This is a genomic window from Natronomonas gomsonensis (assembly GCF_013391635.1).
In the GTDB taxonomy this organism is placed as follows: Archaea; Halobacteriota; Halobacteria; order Halobacteriales; family Haloarculaceae; genus Natronomonas; species Natronomonas gomsonensis_A.
In genome coordinates this window covers 1-21,231 of the sequence record NZ_JACAWU010000002.1, presented here as the reverse complement: position 1 = coordinate 21,231, position 21,231 = coordinate 1, and the positions used below count along the sequence as shown (strand labels likewise).

23 protein-coding genes are annotated in these 21,231 nt (G+C 65.5%); 13 read left to right on the top strand and 10 right to left on the bottom strand.

Annotated features, from left to right (window positions below):
* Position 1 precedes the first annotated feature (1 nt).
* From HWX69_RS08270 to HWX69_RS08260, 3 genes are read left to right on the top strand one after another with little or no spacing between them, the layout of a single operon-like run.
* Positions 2-1,084 (top strand): hypothetical protein, encoded by a 1,083-nt coding sequence (locus HWX69_RS08270; RefSeq protein WP_178916662.1) that lies wholly within the window; start codon positions 2-4, stop codon positions 1,082-1,084.
* Entirely contained in the window at positions 1,081-1,302 is a 222-nt protein-coding gene (locus tag HWX69_RS08265; RefSeq protein WP_178916661.1) for a KEOPS complex subunit Pcc1, read from the top strand. Before HWX69_RS08270 ends, HWX69_RS08265 begins: the two co-directional genes overlap by 4 nt.
* Complete coding sequence (locus HWX69_RS08260; RefSeq protein WP_178916660.1) at positions 1,299-1,946, top strand: 30S ribosomal protein S3ae; 648 nt, start codon at positions 1,299-1,301, stop codon at positions 1,944-1,946. The genes HWX69_RS08265 and HWX69_RS08260 overlap by 4 nt, the downstream gene beginning before the upstream one ends.
* Before the next feature lie 59 nt (positions 1,947-2,005).
* On the opposite strand, the gene HWX69_RS08255 is transcribed toward HWX69_RS08260, so the two are convergent.
* On the bottom strand, positions 2,006-2,419 hold the full coding sequence (locus tag HWX69_RS08255; RefSeq protein WP_178916659.1) for a cupredoxin domain-containing protein: 414 nt from the start codon (positions 2,417-2,419) through the stop codon (positions 2,006-2,008).
* A gap of 87 nt (positions 2,420-2,506) precedes the next feature.
* Here HWX69_RS08255 and HWX69_RS08250 point away from each other — a divergent pair, with 87 nt between their 5' ends.
* The 4 genes from HWX69_RS08250 to HWX69_RS08235 all read left to right on the top strand — a co-directional run bounded on the left by HWX69_RS08250 (position 2,507) and on the right by HWX69_RS08235 (position 7,490).
* Complete coding sequence (locus HWX69_RS08250; protein ID WP_178916658.1) at positions 2,507-3,190, top strand: protein sorting system archaetidylserine synthase; 684 nt, start codon at positions 2,507-2,509, stop codon at positions 3,188-3,190.
* Positions 3,191-3,362: 172 nt separating this feature from the next.
* Positions 3,363-4,016 (top strand): hypothetical protein, encoded by a 654-nt coding sequence (locus HWX69_RS08245; RefSeq protein WP_178916657.1) that lies wholly within the window; start codon positions 3,363-3,365, stop codon positions 4,014-4,016.
* 407 nt (positions 4,017-4,423) lie between these two features.
* Positions 4,424-5,800: a HEAT repeat domain-containing protein gene (locus HWX69_RS08240; RefSeq protein ID WP_178916656.1), complete on the top strand. Its 1,377-nt coding sequence runs from the start codon at positions 4,424-4,426 to the stop codon at positions 5,798-5,800.
* A gap of 43 nt (positions 5,801-5,843) precedes the next feature.
* Positions 5,844-7,490: a phospholipase D-like domain-containing protein gene (locus HWX69_RS08235; protein WP_178916655.1), complete on the top strand. Its 1,647-nt coding sequence runs from the start codon at positions 5,844-5,846 to the stop codon at positions 7,488-7,490.
* Here the strand turns inward: HWX69_RS08235 and HWX69_RS08230 are convergent, their stop codons facing one another.
* A complete protein-coding gene (locus tag HWX69_RS08230) occupies positions 7,491-9,404 on the bottom strand; it encodes a DHH family phosphoesterase (protein WP_178916654.1) in 1,914 nt (637 codons plus the stop codon).
* Positions 9,405-9,532: 128 nt separating this feature from the next.
* Here HWX69_RS08230 and HWX69_RS08225 point away from each other — a divergent pair, with 128 nt between their 5' ends.
* Both HWX69_RS08225 and HWX69_RS08220 read left to right on the top strand, forming a co-directional pair.
* Complete coding sequence (locus HWX69_RS08225; RefSeq protein WP_178916653.1) at positions 9,533-10,039, top strand: Mov34/MPN/PAD-1 family protein; 507 nt, start codon at positions 9,533-9,535, stop codon at positions 10,037-10,039.
* The gene (locus HWX69_RS08220; RefSeq protein WP_178916652.1) at positions 10,036-10,461 is read left to right on the top strand and encodes an FAD synthase family protein; all 426 of its coding nucleotides are present in this window, start codon (positions 10,036-10,038) and stop codon (positions 10,459-10,461) included. The genes HWX69_RS08225 and HWX69_RS08220 overlap by 4 nt, the downstream gene beginning before the upstream one ends.
* Here the strand turns inward: HWX69_RS08220 and HWX69_RS08215 are convergent.
* Positions 10,430-11,554 carry a glycosyltransferase gene (locus HWX69_RS08215; RefSeq protein WP_178916651.1) on the bottom strand — a complete coding sequence of 375 codons (1,125 nt, stop codon included), beginning with the start codon at positions 11,552-11,554 and terminating at the stop codon, positions 10,430-10,432. The two genes, HWX69_RS08220 and HWX69_RS08215, sit on opposite strands and share 32 nt — an antisense overlap.
* A 23-nt stretch (positions 11,555-11,577) precedes the next feature.
* A complete protein-coding gene (locus HWX69_RS08210; protein WP_178916650.1) occupies positions 11,578-12,657 on the bottom strand; it encodes a glycosyltransferase in 1,080 nt (359 codons plus the stop codon).
* A 102-nt stretch (positions 12,658-12,759) separates the two neighbouring features.
* Between HWX69_RS08210 and HWX69_RS08205 the strand changes: the two genes are divergently transcribed.
* Together HWX69_RS08205 and HWX69_RS08200 are read left to right on the top strand one after the other, a co-directional pair.
* Positions 12,760-13,362, top strand: coding sequence for a DUF420 domain-containing protein (locus HWX69_RS08205; RefSeq protein WP_178916649.1), 603 nt, complete (start codon positions 12,760-12,762; stop codon positions 13,360-13,362).
* Complete coding sequence (locus HWX69_RS08200; RefSeq protein WP_178916648.1) at positions 13,362-14,084, top strand: 5-formyltetrahydrofolate cyclo-ligase; 723 nt, start codon at positions 13,362-13,364, stop codon at positions 14,082-14,084. Before HWX69_RS08205 ends, HWX69_RS08200 begins: the two co-directional genes overlap by 1 nt.
* On the opposite strand, the gene HWX69_RS08195 is transcribed toward HWX69_RS08200, so the two are convergent.
* The 6 genes from HWX69_RS08195 to cyoE form a co-directional block, all read right to left on the bottom strand.
* Positions 14,081-14,869: an ABC transporter permease gene (locus tag HWX69_RS08195; protein ID WP_178916647.1), complete on the bottom strand. Its 789-nt coding sequence runs from the start codon at positions 14,867-14,869 to the stop codon at positions 14,081-14,083. The genes HWX69_RS08200 and HWX69_RS08195 overlap by 4 nt on opposite strands.
* Entirely contained in the window at positions 14,866-15,786 is a 921-nt protein-coding gene (locus HWX69_RS08190; protein WP_178916646.1) for an ABC transporter ATP-binding protein, read from the bottom strand. Before HWX69_RS08190 ends, HWX69_RS08195 begins: the two co-directional genes overlap by 4 nt.
* 51 nt (positions 15,787-15,837) lie before the next feature.
* The gene (locus tag HWX69_RS08185) at positions 15,838-16,068 is read right to left on the bottom strand and encodes an Rdx family protein (protein ID WP_178916645.1); all 231 of its coding nucleotides are present in this window, start codon (positions 16,066-16,068) and stop codon (positions 15,838-15,840) included.
* Positions 16,069-16,110: 42 nt separating this feature from the next.
* Positions 16,111-17,235, bottom strand: coding sequence for a mechanosensitive ion channel family protein (locus tag HWX69_RS18365; protein ID WP_178918313.1), 1,125 nt, complete (start codon positions 17,233-17,235; stop codon positions 16,111-16,113).
* A 72-nt stretch (positions 17,236-17,307) separates the two neighbouring features.
* Positions 17,308-17,991 (bottom strand): DUF7546 family protein, encoded by a 684-nt coding sequence (locus HWX69_RS08175; protein ID WP_178916644.1) that lies wholly within the window; start codon positions 17,989-17,991, stop codon positions 17,308-17,310.
* Between the two features lies 1 nt (position 17,992).
* Positions 17,993-19,360 (bottom strand): heme o synthase, encoded by a 1,368-nt coding sequence (gene cyoE, locus HWX69_RS08170; protein ID WP_178916643.1) that lies wholly within the window; start codon positions 19,358-19,360, stop codon positions 17,993-17,995.
* Positions 19,361-19,458: 98 nt separating this feature from the next.
* On the opposite strand from cyoE, the gene coxB reads away from it, so the two are divergent.
* Complete coding sequence (coxB, locus tag HWX69_RS08165; RefSeq protein ID WP_178916642.1) at positions 19,459-20,217, top strand: cytochrome c oxidase subunit II; 759 nt, start codon at positions 19,459-19,461, stop codon at positions 20,215-20,217.
* Positions 20,218-20,335: 118 nt separating this feature from the next.
* Positions 20,336-21,211, top strand: a complete 876-nt coding sequence (locus HWX69_RS08160; RefSeq protein ID WP_178916641.1) for a cytochrome c oxidase subunit 3 — start codon at positions 20,336-20,338, stop codon at positions 21,209-21,211.
* The last annotated feature ends 20 nt before the right edge of the window (positions 21,212-21,231 follow it).

Below are 21,231 nucleotides of genomic sequence, written 5' to 3'. Positions count from 1 at the left end.
CATGTCCGCCGCCGGCCACGAGGAACCCGCCGCCGACCGCGTTGCTTCGAGGCTCCGCGACGCCGACTTCGTTCGGCTCGTCGCGACAGCCGACGGCGACGCGCTCGCGGCGACCGGCCTACTCGCACGCGCGCTCCGAGAGTGCGACGTGCCGTATCAGGCCAGTCTCGCGGCCGTCCCCCGAACGCCGTCGACCGAGGCCGACTGCACGGTCGCAATCGGACACGAAACCGGCGACGTGACCCTGCGATCGACGCCGCTGTCGGTGCGAGCGGTCGGCATCGCACGGGAACTCGCCGCGGGATCGGTCGACCCCGAACTCGCATTGGCGGGCATAGTGTCCGCCGGGTTCGAGCCCTCGGGGTCGCTGCTCGAAGCCGCGACACTCGAACGGCGCCTCGGCGTCGCCATCCCGACCGACGACCGAATCGACGGTCTCGCCGGGTCGACGCTGTTTCACGCGCCGTTCTCCGGCGACGAGACGGCCGTCGAGGCGGCCTTGGAGGACTTCGAGGGCGACGACCGCGAACTCGCCTCGCTCGTGGCGCTGTCGGCAGTGCAGGACGCACCGCCGCGGGCCGCCGAGGCAGTCGAGCGGGCGCTGTACCCCTACGAATGCAAGCGGTTCTCGACGCTCGGCGGCTACGCCGACGTGCTCGATGCGGTCGCCCGGGAACGCCCCGGAACGGGAATCGCGCTCGCCCTCGGCAACGACATCGAGTCCGCTGCGCTCGAGTCGTGGCGAAGTCACGGCCAGCGCGCCCACGAAGCGCTTCGGACGGCCACCACCGGCCGCTACGACGGCGTCTTCGTCGCTCGCTGTGACGCAGACGAGGAAGGTGCCGTCCCGCTCGGAACCGTTGCTCGCCTGCTGTTCGCCTACCGCTCGCCGGAGCCGGTCGCACTCGCCGTCACCGATGGCGAGGCGGCCGTCGTCGCCGAGACCGACACGGCGGCAGCCGACGCACTCGGTGCCGCGGCAGCCGACCTCGACGGTCGGTCGACCGCCCGCGACGGCCACGGCGCAGCGACGTTCGACGGTACGGCGACCGACTACGTCGCGGCGTTCAGGGAGGCGCTATGAAGCGAGCGACCATCCGGACGAGCCACGACCGCCCCGAGTTGGTGGCCGCGGCGCTCGTCCCGGACAACACCGACGAGATGTCGACCCGCGTGACCGACTCGGGCGTCGAGACGACTATCGAACGGGACTCGACCGGCGGCCTCCGGACGACGGCGGACGACTACGTGACGAACCTCACAGTAGCACAGCAGCTAATCGACACGACAACCCAATCATGAGCGAACGATCCGTATCCAAGCGTAGAGAGGAGAAGCGATGGTACACCGTGATGGCCCCCGAGATGTTCGACCGGGCCGAACTCGGTGAGACCCCCGCAGACGACCCCGAGCAGGTGTACGACCGCACCATCGAGACGACGCTCGGCGAACTGAACAACGACCCAAGCGAGAACAACACGAAGCTGACGTTCCAGATCTCGGACGTGGGCAGCGACGCCGCCTACACCGACTTCATCCAGCACGAACTCACCCGGGACTACCTGCGCAGTCTCACCCGCCGCGGCACCTCGAAGGTCGACGCCTTCATCACGGTGCTGACGACGGACGACTACCGCGTGCAGGTCCAGCCCGTCGCCTACACGACGAAGTCGGCCGACCGCAGTCAGGAGAAGGCCATCCGGCGTGTGATGATCGACCTCGTCGAGGAGGCCGGCGCGGAGCGAACCTTCGAGGGGCTCGTCGAGAGCATCGTCGAAGGCCGACTCTCCTCGGCCATCTACAACGAGGCCAAGACCATCTACCCGCTTCGGCGCGTCGAAATCCAGAAGACCCGCCTCGAAGCGCGACCCTCCGAAGTCGCCGCCGAGGAAGAGGCCAGCGTCGACGTCGACGAAGAGGACGTCGACGTCGACGAAGAGGAGTAATCGGCTGCGAACTCGAGTTTCTCGTTTCTTCGAGCGTCGAGCGACAGCGCCGTCGAACCCTATTCTGAGACGACGATGACGCCGACCATGCCTTTCCGCTCGTGGGGGATACAGAAGTAGCCGTGTTCGCCCGCGACCTCGAAGGTGTGTGCGAAGGTGTCGCCGGGTTGGATGTTGCCGCTCCCGTCGGATTCCCACGCGGTCCGCGCCGCGTCGGTCGACTCGAAGCCACCCGAGGCGAAGAACGCCGCACCCTCCGGAAGCGCCGACTCGTAGGCGGTGACGGTGTGGCCGCGAGAGCCGTTGTTGCCCCAGACGACGGTGTCTCCCACCGATACCTCGTAGCGCTCGGGGACGAAGGCGTTCGACGACATGCCGATGTCGTAGTCGCCGTCGGAGAGCGTCGCCTCCAGACAGCCCGCGAGCGGAACCGCCGCCGTTCCAGCCGCCGCGATGAACGACCGTCTGTCCATGCTTCGACTGGGGGCCGAACGGCAATAGGCGGCCCGGTTCCGGACGGAAGCGAACGTACTAAGACGGGCCTCTTCGACCGGAGATTCATGCAGCCGCGCTTCGTGGGGCGACTCGGCCTCGCCGACGCCGTCACGGTCGCCAACGCGGCGCTGGGCTTCGTCGCCGCAGCCGTCGCGATGACCGACCCGGCGCTGGCCGCGCGACTCGTCTTGCTCGCGGCTATCGCGGACGGCCTCGACGGCGTCATCGCCCGCACCCGCGGCGGAACGGCCGTCGGTCACTATCTGGATTCCCTCGCGGACGTGGCCTCCTTCGGCGTCGCCCCCGCCGTCTTCGTCTACGCGGTCGTCACCGACGGTGGAACGGCCGCCCTCGACACCCCGCTTTTCGTCGCCGCCCTCGCCGTCCCCGCCCTGTTCGTTGCGATGGCGGTCGTCCGCCTCGGGTTCTACATGCTCGACGACCGCCACGACCCCGAAACCGAGGGCGTCCAGACGACGCTCGCGGCAACCATCCTCGCGGTGTCGTATCTCGCCGGCATCACGAACCCGACGGTGCTCCTCGCCGCAACCGCGGTATTCGTCTATCTGATGGTCGCCGCGATAACGTACCCCGAACTGTACGCCCGCGATGCGATAATCCTCGGCGGACTGCAGGCGCTCGCAGTGCTCTTCCCGACCGCTATCGACCGGGTGTTTCCGCGGGCGCTGCTGCTGTTCGCCATCGCCTATCTCGTGCTCGCGCCATTCATCTACTGGCGGGAGACGTGAGGGAGCAGAAAGGGATAGAGTGAGAGTAGTTGGTTCGCGTGAATCGGTCAGTACAGGTGCGCATCGACCGCTGAAGATTCTACCAGTTTGGATGAATGTTCTTCGTGGGGTGCAAGATATAGAGGGTAGATATAGCAACCAAACTAATACTCAGCGATATTTATACCACAGTATGAGTGAGTTGGCAGCATGGATACATAAACGTCGGTGTACACTAAGTTTAGCTGCATTCTTCTGTATCTGGTACGCTCTACAACTTAGTGTTGCTATGCTGTTGGGGGAAAATGTCGCCCGCTGGTGGTTTTACATAGAACAGCCACCAGACGTAATTTCGCCAGGGATTGTCTTCGCTCCCATTTCCCACGATATTAACTCGCTGACACATATAGGCGCTAATCTTCTACTTCTCATTGTTGCTGGCGGTCTGTCCGAACCATATATCAGAAAGGACCAGATTCTTGTACAAGTGATTGGTCTAGGATATCTTGGTATTTTCGTAGCAAATAGCACGATATTTCTCCACTATATGTGGATTGAAGCAGGAGCCAGCGGTGGGATCCTTGCCTTGTGGGCGTACGCTGCTCTCCGGATGCATAAATTGGCAGCAGAGCGTATCTTTGAGGGGTTAAGATGGTCTCGTCGGAGCGTCGAGACTGTTGGTGTAGTTTCTCTCATTATCGGGACACCAGTTATTTTCATCCATGAGGCGGTGCTGACAGATCCAATCCACAGCGGGCATACCATCGGTATCCTCCTTGGTTGTTTCTATTACATGGTTGAGTCTTATCTCAGACCCGCTGATACAGTTACGGGGGACGAAGTCTAGTATTATCGGTGACAAGTTGTTGTTGACTAGGGACTCTACATCACCAGGACCTGCTACAAGTGAGATGCTGACTATGCGCCCTCTATTCAGCGCGGTACTTCTAACATATCTCAGATAGATCTCGACTATTGGCGTTACATCGTTGGCCTGTACTGAGCGCAGAATTCACGAATAATCCTCCCTAAGGATTCAGATGGCTAACAGATGAATAGCATCCGCGAGGGCGGCGAAGCCGCCCGAAGCGGTTCACGCCGCGCGAACAGAGTGAGCGCGGCGGCAAGGCGGGTGACCGTAGGGAACCCGCCGCCGCTTTTTCATCGAAGTTTTTCCCGGCGCGCTTCGCGCGCCGTGGAAAAAGTTCGGTGTGAAGGGAAACGCTCTTGCCCTATTCTTTCGGATACCCATACATGAGCAACGGGGACGACGAGAACGCTGACGCCCCCGAGGACGCCGCCGACGAGGAGGCGCCCGCGGACGCCGAAGAACCGACGGACGCATCGGAGCCGTCCGAAGAGACTGCGGAGGTACCCGCCGAAGAGGCCCCCGAGGAGACCGAGGGCGTGCCGGCGACGGAGGTCACCGTCGAGTCCCTCGAAGAGACCCTCGACGAGGTTGCCGAGGCCGTCGAAGAGGCGGAAACCGAGGCCGACCTCGACGATGCCGAGGCGAAACTCGACGGGGCCGAATCCGACCTCGAAGCCGCTGATTTCGAGGAACCGGAGGACGAAGACGAGGAGGACCCGACCGAGGCGCTGCAGTCCCGCGTCGACGACCTCCGAGGCGACATCGAGGAAGCCCGCGGTCCCTACGCCGAGGACGTCGAGGAGACCGTCGCCGCGGCGGCGGAGACGGTCCGAGAGACGCGATGGACCGAGGACGGCGAACCGGACGTTCACGACGCCGTCGAGACGTTCCTCGCTGATGCGAGCGAGGAGGTCGGCGCGGACTTCAACGCTGGCGACGACCTCGAGTCGCAGGCGGAGGCGCTCGAACGTGCCGGGACCGCCATCGTAAACGCGGGTCTCGACCCCGACGGCGACGCCGACACCATCGCGGCGCTGGTCGAAATCGCCGAAACGCTCGAAGAAGACCTTGAGGACGCCGAAGAGTGGAGCGACCTGACGGTCGTCGAGCAGTTGACCGCCCAGGGGTTCTACGACCGCATGAACGCCGAGAACCGCAAGGACTTCCCGCCGGAGCTCACCGCGATTCGGCTCGCGGAAGCCGAGAACGACCCCGAGCGCATCCTGCTCGCCATGGAGAACCTCGAATCGGACTTCATGCAGGAGAACTGCATCGACGCGCTCCGTCGGATGGGTTCCGAAGAGGCCTTCGAACTTATGCACGAGCGCGCCCAGAAGCGCCAACGGCCGGAAATCGAAGTACTGGGCAAAATCGGCGACGAGCGTGCCGTCGACACCCTCGTCGAGTTCGTCGACGGCGGCAACCCGCCGCTGCAAAAGGTCACCCTCCGTGCCCTCGGCGAAATCGGTAGCGAGGAGGCGACCCAGGCCGTCGCCAACGCCCTCGACGACGAGGAGAGCGTCGTCCGCTCGCAGGCCGCCCGAGCGCTGGGTCTCATCGGCGACACCCGCGCAATCGACCCCCTCAGCGACACGCTCGGTGACGAGAGCGAGGACGATTCTGTCCGTGCCTCCGCCGCGTGGGCGCTCGTCCAAATCGGCACCGAGCGCGCGCTCGAAGCCGCCGCCGAGTACGACGACGACCGAGCCTACACCGTGCAGGCCGAAGCCGAGAAGGCCCGCGACGCGACCGTAGCCTGAGCAGTCCGACCCTTTTTGTACGAAGCCGGGACCAACCCGGTGCGTGAGGTACCGACCGCTCGCACTCGCTGCCGTACTCGTGTTGTCCCTGTGTAGCGGCGGTGCCGTGACCGCGACAGCAGCAGAGCCGCCGACGGGCACGGCGGCCGAGGGGAACGCGACCTTCGTCGAAGCGTATCCGAACCCGGTCGCAGAGGGCGACCGCGGGGAGTTCGTCACCGTTCGCTTCGAAGCTCCGACGAACACCACTGGATGGACCATCGGAGATGGGACGACGGCCGTCCGGTTGCCGAATCGGACGTTCCGAGGAACGGTCGCTTTCAGCTCGACGCCCCGGGCGGCACGAAACCACACCGACAGACGCGTCGTCGAACTCGACGGCCGGCTTCGACTCGCCAATGGCGGTGAGCAACTCGCGCTTCGAGCGGGCGAAGAGACGGTCGATACGGCCCGGTACCGCGATGCTCCGGAGTCCCGAATCCGGTCGTTTCAGACGGGCACATGGCGACCCGTTGGAGCGACGGATATCGACCCGGTTTCGGCACGCGGAAGCGAAGTGACGGCCTTCACCCTGCCCGACTCCCCGGAGCAGGTCGTCGAGACCCTGCGCGGCGCCGACGACAGACTGCTGCTCGGTGGTTACACGCTCACCTCCAAACGAGTGACCGACGTGTTGGTAGCCGCCCACGAGCGAGGCGTGACGGTTCGGGTACTGCTCGATGGGTCGCCGGCCGGCGGGATGAGCGAACGACAGGCCGAGCAGTTGACCCGTCTGTCCGAGACGGGCGTGGACGTTCGGCTGCTCGACGGCCCTCACGCGCGATACGCCCACCACCATCCGAAATACGCGGTCGTCGACGACCGAGCGCTCGTGTTGACCGAGAACTTCAAGCCCGCCGGAACCGGCGGCATGTCGAGTCGAGGCTGGGGCGTCGTACTCTCGGATGCCGAGCTCGCGGCGGCGTTGGCGGACCTCCACGCCGCGGACCGAACGTCGCGTGCAGCGACACCGTGGTCGACCTACCGTCGGGGCCGTGACTTCGTCGCCGCCGACCCCGCAGTTGGGGACTTCGAGACGAGACACCACCCGAAACAAGTCACGGTCGACGCTGCGACGCTCCTCGTCGCCCCGGACAACGCCGCGAGCGCGGTCGAACGACGAATCGACCGCGCCGAAACCAGAGTCCTCGTCCAGCAGGTGGAGATCGATAGCCGCGAAAACCGACTGCTGCGTGCCGCCCTTCGCGCCGCCGGCCGCGGCGTGCGCGTCCGCATCCAGCTATCGAGCGGCTGGTACGTCGAGGAGGACAACGCGGCGCTCGTCGAGTGGCTGAACCGTCGCGCCGACGCCGAAGGGTGGGACTTGGAGGCCCGAATCGACGACCCAGGTGGGTACGAAAAGATACACACCAAGGGAGTAATCGTCGACGACACCGCGATACTCGGCAGCCTCAACTGGGGCCGGACCGCGATGAGCGAAAATCGCGAGGTCGCCGTCGCACTGGAAGGAGAGGGGGTTGCCGACTACTACGCCGGCGTCTTCGACGACGATTGGTCGGAGTCGAATCGGCGAAAGACACCGGCCGGATTGTTCGGCGTGGCGGCGGTCGTCATCGCTGGTGCATTATTGTTCGCCCGACGAATCCAGTTCCGCGGTCGGGACGGCGTCGTCACCGACTGGCAGTGGTGATTACTCGCCACCGTCCCGAAGGAGCGTACTCCGGAGTTCCTCGTCGAGTTCGGCGTTCTCCATCTTCTCGACGAGCGCGTCGATGACGGGTTCGCGCATGCCGGAGACGAACTTGATGGACCCGACGACGAGGTGTCCACCGCCGGAGACGCCCGCGCCCGGGATTTCGTCCTGCAGTTCGGTCACCATGTTCGGGATGTCGAGTCGGACGCCGTCCGAGCGAAGGACGGCGAAGTCGGGGCCATAGCCGATAGTGATGACGGGGTCGCCGGTCTCGGTGACCTTGCGGTCGTGGAGTTCGCCGGTCGTCTTCCCGGGTGCAGGGTAGGTGAATCGGCGGGCGTGGTTCTCCACGTCGAGTCGGTAGAGATGGGCGCCGTTGTCGAGTGCCTCGTGTTCGACGTGGGGTTCAGCGTCGTCGAGTTGTTCGTCGACGTCCCGCTGGGCGCGCGTCGAGAGGAATTCGACGAGTTCCTCGTGGCGTTCGGGGTCGTCACAGTCGAGGTTGAGGACGTCGTTGATGAGGTTCTCTCCGGAGTTGTACCGAAGCCAGTGAGCCGCGTAATCCATCGCCTCGCCGATGTCCCGAAGGTCAGCCTCGGAGTAGCCGGCGTCGTCGGCCAACGCGAGGTAGTCGTCCATGGCGTCGGCCTTCGAGCGGTCCGAGAGGCCAGCGACGGCGGGAACGTGTTCGAGTTGGTCGGTAATCGTGGGGTCAATCATCCGGGCCAACTCGACACACATCATTCCCGTCGTGATTCGGTAATCCTCGTCGTGGAGGTAGGGATTGACGTGCTCTTCGAGGAGCGGGCCGACCGCGTCGGGGTCGGGGTGGTGGTGGTCGACGACGAGAATCGGGATGTCGTACTGCGCCAGCGCGCGGTAGGCGGGCGTGTCCTCCTCGGTCGAGCCGTTGTCGACCATGAACAGCAGCGGAAGCCGCTGGCCGTGGCGCTCCTCGTCTTCCAGCGCGAAGTTGAGGTCCCGTGTCACGTCCTCCATCTCGTAGTACGGTGCCTTCGAGGGGAGCCGTTTGAACAGGTGCTGCGGCGCGTCGCCGTCCTCGTGGGTTTCCTCGATGAAGTTCTCCAAGGCGAGTTGGACAGGAACCGAGGCACACATCCCGTCGCCGTCGGCGTGGTGGCGGAGTCGGATGGGTCGGGAATCGAGGACGGCCAACCGGAGTTGGCGGGCGACGGCCGCGAGGTCATCACGGAGTTTCTCGAAGGCGGGCCACTCGATGAGCGGTTCGACCTCGGCGGGTTCGGCCCGTTCTTCGAGGGCGGCGTCGACGCGCTCACGCACTTCCTCGGCGGCCGCACCGCGGAGGCGAGCGAGGTTGTCGGTCTCGATTTGAACCGAGCCCTCGCGAGTCTCGACGTCGCCGGTGATACGGACCGTGTCGTCGAGTTCGATATCGGGGTAGGCGCGGACGCCGGCCTCCTCGAAGGCGGCACAGGGAACGACGCCGGTGCCGTCACGAACCGCGAATATCGTCGGGCCGGCGGTCTGTTTGATCTGTACCACGTCACCTTCGAGGTGGACAGTGTCGCCGACGTGTTCGTCGAGGTCCTCGACGCGAGCGTCGTCGCCGTGGACGACCGCCTCAACGTCGACTGCGTCGATGTCGACGTCGACTTCTTCGAAGCCGAGGTCGCCGTTCTCCCGAATTTCGACGAGGTCGACGACGAGGTCGTCGCCGACATCGTAGTCGCCAATGAGGCTCGACTCGTGGACGAGCCCGGAGACGTGGTCGGAGATGTCGACGAACACGCCGTACTTGACGACGCCGTTGACAGTTGCGAGATACCGTGCGCCCTCTTCGATGTCCTCGTGAGTACAGTCGGCAGCTAAATCGTAGACGACCCCCTCGGCAGGGTCGGTGCCGGAATCGCCGGCAGCGGAACGAGTCATTGGCGTTTTTCGGCCCCGGGCGGGTTTAAGAGTGTTGTTGTCGAATTCGACTCGGGTCGCCCTTCGTCTCGGCGGGGCGAGTCGGCCGGTCCGGAAGCCTTAGTTGTCACGCGGTCGGATGCTTCGACATGGGCCTGTTCGGGTCGATGTTGAAACCGAAACTGTTCCGGTCGAGTGAGATACTCGGCATCGCGGAGGACGCACTCCAGTTCGCCCTGCAGGCGTCCGAAGACTCCCATCCGAACGAGTACATGGGACAACTCCGCGGCACCGACGCGAACAAACTCGGATTGGACCGCGAGGGGACCGTCATCACCGACGTACTGCTCGCCCCCGGAACGAAGACCAACCCCGTCAGCGCGGAGTTCAACCCCTCCTATCTCCCCAACGACCTGAACAGCGTCGGCTCGATACACTCCCACCCCAACGGCGTGTTGCGGCCGAGTGACGCCGACCTCGCCACGTTCACCCGCGGGAAGGTACACATCATCGTCGGCGCTCCCTACGGACGGACCGACTGGCGGGCCTTCGACCGCGACGGCGAGCCGACGACGCTGGACGTACTCGACGTCGAGTTGCCGGACGACCAGTTCTTCGACTTCACACAGGAAGACATCGACCGGGAGTTACGATGAGACGCGTCGTCGCCCAGGGAACGTTCGATTTGTTGCATCCCGGCCACCTCCACTACCTCGAGGAAGCCAAGTCGATGGGCGAGGAACTCCACGTTATCATCGCCCGCTCGGAGAACGTCACCCACAAGGCGAAACCCGTCGTTCCCGACCGCCAGCGCCGCGACATGGTCGCCGCGCTCGACCCCGTCGACGAGGCGCGACTCGGCCACACCGAGGATTTCTTCGTCCCCATCCGCGACATCGACCCCGATGTCATCGTCCTCGGCCACGATCAACACCACGACGAGGCGACGCTCGCGGCGATGCTCGAAGACGAAGGTATCGACTGCGAGGTCGCCCGCGGAACCCCCCGGGAGGCCGACGACCACGAGGTGCTGTCGACCGGTAGCATCATCGAACGGGTCTGCGAGCGGCGCTGTTAGCGACAGTCTCGTACACGTCTTCGAGGGCGTCGATGGAACGTTCGACGCTGAGTGCGTCGCGTCTGGAGAGACACCGCTCCGAGAGTTGCCGGCGGTCCGCGAGCGCCTGCTGGATGGCTGCGGCGAACGCATCTATGTCGCCCGGCTCGAAGTGATAGCCCGTCTCGCCGTCGACGACGGTTTCCGAGAGTGCACCGCCGTCGGCGGCGACGACCGGCGTGCCACAGGCGATGGCCTCCAAGGCGACCAACCCCTGTGTTTCGACCGGACTCGGGAACCCGAAGGCGTCCAACGCCGTGTAGAACGTCGGCAACTCCGAGCGGTCGAGAAAGCCGAGGAACACCACGTCGCTCCGGTCTGCCGCCGCTCGCTCCAGTTCCGAGCGCGCGGGACCGTCGCCGCCGACGACGAGCGTCGCCTCGATTCCGCGAGTCGCCGCGAGGAAGTCCTCGAGTCGTTTCTCGTGGCCGTGTCGACCGGTGTAGCCGACGAGCGGTCCCCCGGGGAGATCGTGGCGGTCTCGAAACGCCGCGACCGCCGCCTCGGTTGCCCGTTGAAACAAATCGACATCGACGCCGTTGGAGACGACGTGAACGGGCGTTTCGCCAGCGGAGACTTGCGCTGCGGCCGCCCGCGAGGGGACGACGACGGCGTCGGCCTGTCGGAAGAACCACCGTTCGTAGCGCTCGGCCATGTGACGGAGCGGCCCGGAGAGGTGGTCGCTGATGTATTCGGCGTACTCGCTGGCCGGCGTGTGATGGGAGGCGACGAGCGGGAGGTCCGCACGCGTCGCGAGGCGACGACCCGCGAGGCCGAGTGCGAACGGCGTGTGCGTGTGGACGATATCGGGGGCTGCCTCCGAGACCGCCGACGGGATTCGTGGACGGCCGAGACGGAACCCCGGATAGAACGGGAACGGGATGCTCGATACCGGGTGTTCCTCCGGCCCGGGACGGTACCCGTCGCTTTCCGGGTAGACGACCGGCATCCGTCCGCCGCGGGCCCGCCAGCAGTCACGCCAGGTCTCGATGGTGTAGGTGACGCCGTTGACCGTCGGGAGATACGTGTCGGTAAACACCGCGACGGTCTGCATAGTTTGAATTCGACGAGGTGGTGTTAATCGGTTGTGGATTCCGGACGGTCACGGTCGCGGATTGCGGTGTCGTAGGCGTCGCGTAACCCTTCGGCGACCCGGTCGAGTCCGTGTTCGGCCGCCGTCTCCCGGGCGTTCTCGCCGAGTCGCTCGCGGAGAGTCGGGTTCTCCGCCAATCGCTCCAGTGCCCTCCGGAACTCGGGGAGCGTCTCGCACTTCAGGCAGTCGACGCCGTCGGTGTACAGCGGTTCGAACGTCGAGATGTCGCGGACGACGACGGGCTTTCCGCACGCCATCGCCTCCAGCGCCGCGATGCCCTGCGTTTCGTTTTTCGTCGGAAACAGGTACACGTCGCCGGCCGCGTAAGCGCCGCGAACGTCGTCTATCCAGCCGGTGAACGTGGCGTTCGCCGGCGGGTTCGACACCCGTCGTCGGACGGTCGAGGAGGCCAGCGGTCCGGTGTCGTAGGGGCCGAACCAGACGAACTCGTAGTCGGTCGACTCGGCGAGTCGACAGAACGTCGTCAGCCCCTTTCGCTCGAAGACGTTGCCGACCGAGAAGACGACCAGCCCATCGAGGTCGAATCGACGGCGGTAGGGCTCCCGAAGCGCCTCGAACCCCGACAGTGAATCGGTGTCGACGCCGTTCGTGACGACGCGAATCGGGGCGTCGACACCCGCCTCCGCGAGCGCTCGGCGGGTGTGTTCACTCGGTGCGACCACGACGTCCGCCTGCGAGTAGAACCACCGGAGGTAGCGACCGAACGCGGGGGCGACCGCACTCGACCCGCGAAAGCTCTCCGCGAAGTTCTCGGCGGTGGTGTGGGCGTGGACAACGAGCGGAATCCCGTTGCGTCGGGCGTGGGCCGCAATCGCGAGGCTCTCGGGACCCATCAGGTTGCAGTGGGCGATGTCGTAGGTCTCGAACAGCGAATCGCCGACGGCGCGTTTCAGCGCCGCCGCGGACGGCCGACCGCCGTTCCACGATGAGGTCACCACCTCTATCGACGTGTCGGCCAGTGCCTTCCGCTGGTGGCGGACGGACGTGCCGATGCCGCTTCGGTCGAGGTGGGGTTCGAGTTCGAGATGATTCAGAACGCGCACGTACGACGGGGTATCCCCCGGTCTGACATAAACGCCCCTGAACACCGGCAGACGGGACCGGAAAGCGAAGCGACCATTGGGGCGGGCGCCGAACGGACGCGTATGTCGACAGTCCGCGGACCGCAGTTCGCACGCGAGCATCCCCGCGCCCTCACGGCCGTTCTCACCGTCGTCGGCTACGTCGTCGTCGTCGGGACGCTGTACGCCGACGTGGGACTGTATCCGACGATAGCCGAGTCGACCGTCGACCTCCTCGCCCACGCCATCTCCGTCGTGAACACGCTGACGGTCGCCTGTCTGTTGGCGGGCATCTACTGGATTCGAAACGATGAGGTGGAGAAACACCGCGCAGCGATGCTGGCAGCCTTTTCGCTCATCCTGTTGTTCCTCGTCATGTACCTCCTGAAGACGGGCGGCGGCGGCCGCAAGGAAATCATCGCCGGCGCGCCGCTTCGAAGCCTCTATCTCGGCATGCTGGGCATCCACATCGTCCTCTCGGTGCTGGCGGTGCCGTTCGTCCTCTACGCCATCACGCTCGGTCTCACCCACACGCCGACCGAACTGCGTGATACCGCCCACGCGAAGGTGGGTCGCATCGCCGTCTCGACGTGGCTCGTCAGCCTCGTTTTGGGCGTCGTCGCCTACCTCATGTTGACGTTCTACTACGACCCGGCGCAAATCGAGTTCGTCCGCGGGATGGCCTGATGTCCGAGAAAGACCCGATTCGGCGGCGCGTCTGGGACCGACTGGAGGCCGACGACATCGCGCGATTCCCCTTCCCGCCGCACGGGCGAATAACGAACTTCGACGGGGCCGACGCCGCCGCCGAGCGGGCGATGTCGCTGCCGGAGTTGGCCGACGCCGACGCGGTGAAAGCCAACCCCGACGCCCCGCAACTGCCGCTTCGGCGCAAGTTGTTGCACAACGGAACGACCGTGTACATGGCGGTGCCACGACTGGCCGCCGACCGCCCGTTCGTCGAATTGGACCCCGAGGAAATCAGCGACCTCGACGCCGCGGCGACCATCTCCCAGATGAGCAACTACGGCCGGAAGGTCGGACCTGAAGAGGTTCCCCGACTGGACGCCATCGTCGTCGGCAGCGTCGCGGTCACGGAAGACGGCGCCCGAGTCGGGAAGGGCGAGGGGTACAGCGACCTCGAATACGCGGTGTTGCGGGGCCTCGAACTGGTCGACGACGACACGCCGGTCGTGACGACGGTCCACGACGTACAACTCCTCGAGGAGGAGGTGGACACCGAGCGCTACGACGTGCCGATGGACGTGGTGTGTACGCCGACCCGAACCGTCCGAACCGAGACGACGCGCCCCCGGCCGACGGGAATCTTCTGGGACGACCTCGATTCCAAGCGCCTCGAGGAGATTCCGGTGTTGGACCGACTCCGCGGAGAGGAATCGAACGACTAGTCGGTACGGGGGAGCGCGTACGCGCCGACGGCGAAGAACCCGACCGACAGCAGCGCCAAGACGAGAAGGTTGAGATACGGGTCCGCCCCGACGAGTCCCGTTCCACCGACGGGCGGCAGCTCGCCCGTCGGTCGATACGTCGCCGCCCGGATACCCCGGGCGAAGTACGTCAGCGGCGAGAGGTCCATCAGCGGAACGAACCACGACGGCAGCATCTCGACGGTGACGAACGTCTCCGAGAGGAACAGCAGCGGCAGCGCGACGCCGTTGGACGCGGCGACGACGCCGTCCTGTGAGTCGGCGACGCGGCCGAGAATCGCACCAAATCCACAGAACAGCGCCACGGCGAAGGCGAGATACGGCACCACGAGCGGCGAGAACGCGAACGTCGCGTCGGTGACGACGAGGACGAGTGCGAGGATGAGAACCGACGCCAACCCGATGACGGCGACGTTGACGAGCGTCTGGGCGAGGAGCCACTCCGCGCGCGTCAGCGGCGTCGTCGCGAGTTTCTCGAAGCGGTTGCCGTCGCGGTGTCTGGCCACCTCGCTGCCGACGCGCGACAGCGGCGTAAAGAGGACGACGACGGCGAGATACCCCGCGATGTAGTACCCCGCGGGTTCGGCGAACAGCCCCCCGCCGGCCGGTTCGGTCCCGACCAGCGCCCCGAAGATGAGGATGATGATGACCGGGAAGAAGAACGTGAAGAACACCGCCGTCCGGCGGCGGGTGAAGGCGCGCCACGCCGCGGTCGTCTCGGCGGCGATACGGCCAAGACGGCTCACGACTGACCCCCCGTTATCGGGTCGCCGGTCGCTGTTACGTCGGTTCCCGTCAAGGCGACGTACACGTCGTCGAGACCCGGCTGTCGCCAGAGGAGCCCCTCGTAATCGACGCCGGCATCGTCGAGAGCGTCGGCGAGGTCAGGGATGTCCCGCGGGCCGGCGGCGACGGCGACGTGGGTTTCGTCCGGAAGGAGGTGATAGCCCGCCCGCTCCAGGGCACGTGTGGCGTCGGCGGCGTCGTCGGCTTCGACGACGAGTCGGCTGTCGCCGCCGTGACGCTCGATGAGTTCCTCCGGCGATCCGAGTTCGACGAGTTTGCCGTCGGCCAACAGGCCGACGCGGTCGGCCAGTGTCTCGGCTTCCTCCATGTAGTGAGTCGTCAACAGGACGGTCGTTCCGGTGTCGGCGAGCCCCTCGATGAGCGCCCACAGTTCGCGTCGCCCGTTCGGGTCGATGCCCGTCGTCGGTTCGTCGAGGATCAACACGTCGGGCGCGTTGACGAGCGCGGTGCCGACGCAGACGCGTCGTTTCTGCCCGCCCGAGAGGTTCTCGTAGTACGTGTCCGCGCTGTCGGTCAGGCCCACGTCGTCGAGAACCGAGTCGGGGTCTCGTGATTCGTCGTAGAGGCCGGCGTAGTAGGCGAGTAACTCGCGGGCGGTGAGGCGTTCGGCCGGCGAGAACTCCTGTGGCAGGAGGCCGATGCGGTGTCGGGCGGCGTCTTCGGGCGCGCCGCCCAGCAGTTCGACGGTTCCCTCGGCTTGGGTCGTCCCCGTCAGCGCACGGATGAGCGTCGTCTTGCCGGCGCCGTTCGGACCGATGAGGGCGAACACCTCGCCGCCCTCGACGGAAAACGAGACGCCGTCCAGCGCCACTGTATCCCCGTAGCGGCGGCGGACGTTCTCGGCGCGAATGACCATACCGAGAAGGCGGTCGGCGCGGGCCTAAAGGCTACCCTTCCCGGCCGCCAGTTACATCGCGTCCCGAACGTGGCGGGTGATTTCGTCGACATCGAAGTCGTCCTCTGCCTTCCGGAAGACGGCCTCGCCGTCGACGCGGACCTCGAAGACGCCGTGGTCGCCGGTGACCAACGCGACGCTGTCGAGGTCAGCACCGAACGTCGACAGCAGGTGTTCGGAGAGGTCGGAAGCACGATTCAGGAAGCCACACGGGACGCAGTACTCGATTTCGACATCCGACATATCCGAGTCGTACGCGGGCGATACACAAAACCGTGGTCCGTCCTAGACGGGGTCGTCCGCCCGGACATCGACGGCGTCGTCGACCAGTGTGGTCCCGACTACCGGTTCGGCGTCGCCCGTACCGACGACCCGGACCTCCCGCTGTGGGAACGGGATTCCGATGTCGTGTTCGTTCAGCGTCTTGTAGATACTCCGGTTGAGTTCGTGGGTGGCTTTGCTGGCGCGAACGGGCGAGTTCACCCAACAGAGGAGTTCGTACTCGAGTGCGGAGTCGCCGAACCGGCGGAACCGCATCCGGGGTTTCGGCGAGCTCAACACCAGCGGTTCCGCGATGGCGAGGTCGGTGATCAACTCCTCGAAGCGGTCGATGTCGGTGCCGTAGGCGACGCCGACGGGGACCTTGAGGCGTTTGCGGTGTTGGGGAGCCGACTGGTTGATGACTTTCGCGGCGTTCAACACGGCGTTCGGGACGGTGACGAGCACCTCGTCGCGCATCATCAGCGTCGTCGAGCGGACGCCGACCTTCACGACGGTGCCGGCCTCGCCGGAGTCGAGTTCGATGTAGTCGCCGATTTTGTACGTGTCGTCGAAGTACAGCGCGATGCCGCCGAAGAAGTTGGCGACCGTATCGCGGGCGGCGAAACCCACGGCGATGCCGGCGACGCCGGCCGCACCGAGCAACGGCGAGATGCTGTACTCCCAGATGGACAGCAGGACGCCCACGGCGCCGACCAACACGACGAGTGTCCAGACGTTGGAGAACACTGGCGCGAAGTCGAACCGCGAGCCCTTGTCCTTCACTTCGTCGACGACGCGGTTGACGATGCGGTTGGCGGCGAAGGCCCACGCGATGACAATAACCGAAAGCGAGGGCTTTCCGAAGAACGTGTCCAATTGTGCGGGCGTCAGGAGGACGCTCTCCAGTATCGACGGCACCTGCGTGAGCAGGTACACGCCCGCGAGCGCGACGGTCACGACCACCGGCACGCGGAGTTCACCGACGAAGATGTAGTCGTATTCGGTCTTGGTCCGACTCGTGTAGCGTAGCAGCGCCCGGAGAACGAGGAGTTCCAGCGCCAGCGCCGTCCCGACCGAGAGGCCGACCAACAGCACCGTCGCCTGCCACGCGGGCAACTCCGCGAACAGCACGACGAGCGCATCGACGATGGGATTCACCCCTAACGTGAAGTCACCGACCGAGATAACCGTTTCTCGGCGACAGGTCGGATATTTTCCCCGTCAGAGGCGCGTTCGGAGCCAGTCGAGACCCGGACGGTAGACCAGCAGGCCGACGGTAATGACGTACACGACGGTTCCGAGGGCGTACGTCTGGGAAGAGGCCGCAGCGGCCAGCGCCGCGCCACCACCGACCACGCCGCTCAACACCGACGCGACCACCGGGAGCGTACACGACACACAGGAGAACAGTCCGAGGACGCCGCCGGCGACGGCGCTTTCGGCCTCGATGGCCGTCGCGTAGACGAGATACGACAGGACCGCGTAGCCGACGGTAGTAAAGGGGACGATAGCGAACTGGACGGTCCCGCCCCCGTAGAGAATCGCCGGATTCCATCCCGGCGGGAGTTGGGTGAACTGGACCGTCAGCCCGGTCACCGGACCGGTAGCGGGGCCGAACAGGCCGCCGACAAAGCCCAGTACGAGGAAGTACCCACCCGCGATGGCTCCGGCGAGGAGTTTCGTTCGGCGCCCGGCCGGTTCCGGGTCGGTTCGAAACACCGCCCACGCGGCTGCCGTGAGCCATATTACTGGAAACGCCCAGTAGGTGGTCGGCGCGCTGTCAGTGAAATACGCGTACAGCAGCGAGAGGAGAACGATGGAGTTCGCCGTCGCGACCGTGTAGACGAGGGTCCGCTGGCCGGCGTCGTCGAGCGCACGGAAGCGCCGCGTTGCGGCGTCGAACATATCAGATGGCGAGGGCGTCGACGACGACGGCGACGAGGACGAGTCCGAGATAGGCGTTGGAGGCGTGGAACGCCCGGAACGCCGCCGATTCGGTTTGTTCGCGGTGCAGTCGGACCACCGTGTACAAGAACAGCGCCCCGAGGGCGACCGTCGTCACGCCGTAGAGCCACCCGAGGTCAGCCAACTCAGCGAGGACGCCCGCACTCAGTAGCGTCGCACCGAGATACAGGACGATGTGCTTGCGGGTCTCGGTCTCCCCGCGAACGACGGGCATCATCGGGAAACCGCCGCGCTCGTAGTCGTCCTTGTAGGCCAACGCGAGGTTGTAGAAGTGCGCCGGCGTCCACAGGAAGATGACGCCCGCGAGCGCGAGGCCGATGGGGCCGACCGTTTCGGCGACGGCGGCGTAGCCGATGAGCGCCGGGAGCGCGCCGGCGGCGCCACCCAGCACCGTGTTCTGGACGGTGTTCGGCTTCAACAGCAGCGTGTAGACGACCGAGTAGAACATGATGGCGACGAGTCCGAGCGCCGCGACGAGCAGATTCACCGAGAGGAACGCCGCCAGCGAACCAACGGCCAACAGGCCGCCGAAGGCCAGGGCGTTCCGGACCGGAACCTCGTGGGTCGCGACCGGTCGGTCGGCGGTCCGCTCCATCCGCTTGTCGATGTCGCGTTCGAGGACGTGGTTGAACGTCCCGGAGGCGCCGATGGCGAGGACGCCGCCACCGAGGGTTGCGAGAACCGTCCGAACGGTCGGCGTGCCCGCAAGCGCCATCCCGGCGCCGGCGACGAGACACAGCAGCCACATCAGCCGCGGTTTCATCAACTCGAAGTACGCCCACGCGGTCGCTTTCAGTCGGTCGACGCCGGTCAGCGTCGGCGCAACCGAGCCGTCGTCGATTGGCTCCTCGGCGAGAGACGGTTCGGGCACCGCATCCGGAGCGTCGTCGGTTCCGGTCTCGGCTTCCAGTTGCCACGCCAACGCGAGGACGAGCGCGGCGAAGATACTCATCGCGACGACGAGATGGAGGCCGGCGAAGGTGTCACCGGTCGCGACGAACGCACCGACGGCGACCTGCGCCGGATAGAGGAGCAGCGCCGCCCCGAGAGCGGCCTTCACGCGGCGGCCGACGCGGTTCCAGCCGAGGACGGCCGAGGTGAGAACGAGCAGTCCGACGACGGCCGCGGCCGCACGGTGCAGCAGCGCGACGAGAACCGCCGGATTCGAGAGGTCGCCACCGCAGAGCGGCCACCCCGAACACGCCGCGGCGGCGTCGGAGAGGGCTGCCGTCGCGCCGACGACGACGAGGACGTACACACCGACGACCGCCGCCGCGAGCAGCGCGGTAATCGAAGGGCGGCGAATCATACGGGAATATTTGTGTGGTCGTACTTAGGCCCCGCGCTTCCGGGGGCACGTACGGGAAGTCAGCAACTATTTAATCCGGTGTTCCTAACCGGCCGGTAATGAGAGTCACGCGCACCGTCACGGCGGCGCTCGCCGGGCTCGTGCTACTCGCCATCTCGGCAGACCCCGTGTTCGCACAGAGCCAAGGCGTAGAGCAGATAAACGACCTCAACGCGAAACTGCTCGCGGTCGCCATCCCCATCGCCGTCCTCGTCGAGGTAATCCTCATCTACGCAGTGGTGAAGTTCAAGGGTAACGACGACCCCCAGCCGACCCACGAGAACCGCCGGCTGGAGATTACGTGGACGGTGGCAACCGCCATCGTGCTGCTGTTCGTCGGCTTCGCCTCCTATCAGGTGCTCGCCGTCGAGGAAGTCGGAAACCCCATCGACAGCGAAGACCGCATCGAACCGCAGGTGTCCCAAGACCTCGAGGGTGCCGTCGGACCGATGCAGTCCGAACAGAACGAGGCCGTCGAAATCGAAATCGAGGCGTTCCGCTACGGCTGGCGGGCGACCTACGAAGGGACCGATGTAACGACCAACAACGAGATACGCGTTCCGACGGACAGGCCGGTGTACCTCCACATCACGTCGACCGACTGGCTCCACATGCTGTCGGTGCCGGACCTCGGTCTGAAGCAGACCGCCTTCCCCGGCGAGTACAACACCGTCAAGACGGTCCCCACCGAGCCCGGTGAACACCAGTTCTACTGTACGGAGTACTGCGGCATCGGCCACTCCCAGATGAACGGGAACTTCGTCGTGATGGACGGCGACGACTACGACGAGTGGCTGGCGAACCAGCAGTCCGAGTAACGGCCCGCACGTTCTTTTCGGCCCCACCCGGTTTTCCTGTCGATAGCGACCGCCCCAGTTTCAGGGATAGCCGTCGGCTTTGGGAGGGTTTTTACCCCTCGACTCGAATGACCCGCGTATGAGTGTCGACCACGACGACGGACATCACGGTGGCCACGAACACCACCTGCCCGCGGTCGAGGACTGGCCCCGCGGCTTCGGTGAAGCCTCCTGGTGGCCGTTCATCACTGCCCTCGGCGGCGGCGGGTTCTACATCGGCGCGGCCCTGTTCGTCCTTGGGCGCCCGGAGTATGGCATCGTTCCCCCGACCATCGGACCGGCCGCATTCGTCATCAGCACGTTCCTGTTCCTGACGGGTCTGTACGGCTGGCTGTATCACACCTTCATCGTCAACTTCTGGGAGGGCGAAGCCGACGACTTCGGCTTCCCGTTGAAGCTCACGATGCTGCTGTTCCTCGGGACTGAGGTCGCGACGTTCGGCGCCGGCTTCATCTACTACTTCTTCATCCGCGGTGGCGAAGTGTGGACCGAAGAGGCACTCCCCGAACTCGTCGTCTCCGGTGACGTACTCAGTTCGCTCGTCATCGTCAACACCCTCATCCTGATTGCCAGTTCGTTCACCATCCACTACGCCCACCACGCACTGCTGAAGGGCAACCGCCAGCGTTTCGTTCGACTCCTCGGTGCGACGCTGTTCCTCGGACTCGTGTTCCTCGGCGGCCAGGTGTACGAGTACTACGAGTTCATCGTCCACGAGGGCTTCACCGTCACGCAGGGCGCCTACGGCTCTGCCTTCTACGGACTGACCGGCCTCCACGGCCTGCACGTCTCCCTCGGTGCCGTCCTCATCGGCATCCTCTTCATCCGAGCGCTGTTCGGACACTACTCCGCCGAGAAACACGTCTCGGTGTCGACCGTCTCGATGTACTGGCACTTCGTCGACATCGTCTGGGTGTTCCTCGTCATCGTGCTGTACGCGGGCGCTATCGTCTAAACCGCGACCTTTTTCTGCGT

Bases quoted from the DNA above. Each gene is read 5' to 3' on its own strand.
- HWX69_RS08220 (WP_178916652.1), top strand. From the start codon at position 10,036: ATGAGACGCGTCGTCGCCCAGGGAACGTTCGATTTGTTGCATCCCGGC.
- HWX69_RS08185 (WP_178916645.1), bottom strand. From the start codon at position 16,068: ATGTCGGATGTCGAAATCGAGTACTGCGTCCCGTGTGGCTTCCTGAAT.
- HWX69_RS08255 (WP_178916659.1), bottom strand. From the start codon at position 2,419: ATGGACAGACGGTCGTTCATCGCGGCGGCTGGAACGGCGGCGGTTCCG.
- HWX69_RS08205 (WP_178916649.1), top strand. From the start codon at position 12,760: ATGTCGACAGTCCGCGGACCGCAGTTCGCACGCGAGCATCCCCGCGCC.
- HWX69_RS08265 (WP_178916661.1), top strand. From the start codon at position 1,081: ATGAAGCGAGCGACCATCCGGACGAGCCACGACCGCCCCGAGTTGGTG.
- HWX69_RS08190 (WP_178916646.1), bottom strand. From the start codon at position 15,786: ATGGTCATTCGCGCCGAGAACGTCCGCCGCCGCTACGGGGATACAGTG.
- coxB (WP_178916642.1), top strand. From the start codon at position 19,459: ATGAGAGTCACGCGCACCGTCACGGCGGCGCTCGCCGGGCTCGTGCTA.
- HWX69_RS08175 (WP_178916644.1), bottom strand. From the start codon at position 17,991: ATGTTCGACGCCGCAACGCGGCGCTTCCGTGCGCTCGACGACGCCGGC.
- HWX69_RS08160 (WP_178916641.1), top strand. From the start codon at position 20,336: ATGAGTGTCGACCACGACGACGGACATCACGGTGGCCACGAACACCAC.
- HWX69_RS08260 (WP_178916660.1), top strand. From the start codon at position 1,299: ATGAGCGAACGATCCGTATCCAAGCGTAGAGAGGAGAAGCGATGGTAC.
- HWX69_RS08225 (WP_178916653.1), top strand. From the start codon at position 9,533: ATGGGCCTGTTCGGGTCGATGTTGAAACCGAAACTGTTCCGGTCGAGT.
- HWX69_RS08200 (WP_178916648.1), top strand. From the start codon at position 13,362: ATGTCCGAGAAAGACCCGATTCGGCGGCGCGTCTGGGACCGACTGGAG.
- HWX69_RS08230 (WP_178916654.1), bottom strand. From the start codon at position 9,404: ATGACTCGTTCCGCTGCCGGCGATTCCGGCACCGACCCTGCCGAGGGG.
- HWX69_RS08245 (WP_178916657.1), top strand. From the start codon at position 3,363: ATGAGTGAGTTGGCAGCATGGATACATAAACGTCGGTGTACACTAAGT.
- HWX69_RS08240 (WP_178916656.1), top strand. From the start codon at position 4,424: ATGAGCAACGGGGACGACGAGAACGCTGACGCCCCCGAGGACGCCGCC.
- HWX69_RS08270 (WP_178916662.1), top strand. From the start codon at position 2: ATGTCCGCCGCCGGCCACGAGGAACCCGCCGCCGACCGCGTTGCTTCG.
- HWX69_RS08250 (WP_178916658.1), top strand. From the start codon at position 2,507: ATGCAGCCGCGCTTCGTGGGGCGACTCGGCCTCGCCGACGCCGTCACG.
- cyoE (WP_178916643.1), bottom strand. From the start codon at position 19,360: ATGATTCGCCGCCCTTCGATTACCGCGCTGCTCGCGGCGGCGGTCGTC.
- HWX69_RS08215 (WP_178916651.1), bottom strand. From the start codon at position 11,554: ATGCAGACCGTCGCGGTGTTTACCGACACGTATCTCCCGACGGTCAAC.